Below are 1,203 nucleotides of genomic sequence, written 5' to 3'. Positions count from 1 at the left end.
GGGTAATCCTCCCATTTATAACCGGAGCGATAAGTAGAGTTGGTTAGGCCGCCATGGCCACCTTCTGTTTCGGTGTTATCCCACCCAATGCCATGTTCGGTCGCTCGTGGTTGTACGTCCAGAGCCAGCGTGTGGCAAAATCCTGTACTTCAGCGATCGAGTCGAAAAGATAATGGCTCAACCAATCATAACGGACTGTTCGGTTGTAGCGTTCAACATAAGCATTCTGCTGCGGATTCCCCGGCTGGATATATCGAAGTTCAATGCCTTCCTGCCTTGCCCAGGTAACGAGCTTACCGCTGATGTATTCCGGGCCGTTGTCACAGCGAATGGCTTTTGGCTTGCCGCGCCATTCGATCAACTGCGTGAGAGAGCGTATTACGCGCTCTGCCGGCAGCGAGAAGTCTGCATCGATGATCAGACCTTCCCGGTTGTAGTCATCGAGCACGTTGAACAATCGATACGTTCGGCCGTCTGCCAACTGGTCGTGCATGAAGTCCATAGACCAACAGCCGTTCAGAACCTGCGGTACCGACAAGGGTTCCGGCTTTTTCCGCACCAGTCGCTTCTTGGGCTTGATCCGCAGGTTAAGCTCCAGCTCCCGGTAAATCCGGTAGATGCGCTTATGGTTCCAGCCGAAGCCCTTCACGTTGCGCAGATACAGGTAACACAGCCCAAAACCCCAGTTACGCTGGTTATGGGTTAAACGCACCAGCCAGTCGGCAATCACCGCGTTCTCATGGCTCAGCTTTGCCCGGTAGCGATAACAGGTCTCACTGATACCAAAGGCCACACAGGCCAGCCGTACACTGCAGCGATCGGCATCAACTGCATTTTTTGCCATCTCTCGGCGTTGAGATGGCTTTACCACTTTCCCTCAAGGGCCTCCTGGCGAAGCTCGGATTTCAAGCGCTCTTCGGCGTACATCTTCTTGAGCCGACGGTTTTCGTCTTCCAGGTCCTTGAGGCGCTTCATCATGGACGCGTCCATACCGCCATACTTCGAACGCCATTTATAAAACGTGGCACTGCTCATACCGTGCTCGCGGCAAAGTTCAGGAACCGGCACGCCAGATTCGGCTTGCTTCAGAATCGCCATGATCTGGCTGTCGGTAAAACGTGATTTTCGCATGTGGAATCTCCTGTCTGTTCAGAGTACAAAATTCCACTTATCACCGCGATTATTTTTCGGGGGGATTACCCT

Annotated in this window: 1 protein-coding gene; it reads right to left on the bottom strand. The window is 53.3% G+C overall.

Annotated elements, in window-relative coordinates; genetic code table 11:
* Positions 1-43: 43 nt before the first annotated feature.
* A protein-coding gene (locus ACT3TJ_RS17935; protein WP_085942797.1) for an IS3 family transposase occupies positions 44-1,131 on the bottom strand; the annotation gives its coding sequence in 2 pieces (ribosomal slippage) (positions 44-876 and positions 876-1,131; 1,089 coding nt in all).
* Positions 1,132-1,203: the final 72 nt, after the last annotated feature.

The organism is Halomonas sp. AOP30-A1-24 (assembly GCF_052378165.1).
Classification (GTDB): domain Bacteria; phylum Pseudomonadota; class Gammaproteobacteria; order Pseudomonadales; family Halomonadaceae; genus Vreelandella; species Vreelandella citrativorans.
Note: the sequence above shows the minus strand (reverse complement) of the source record. Positions and strands in the feature narration are given on the sequence as shown.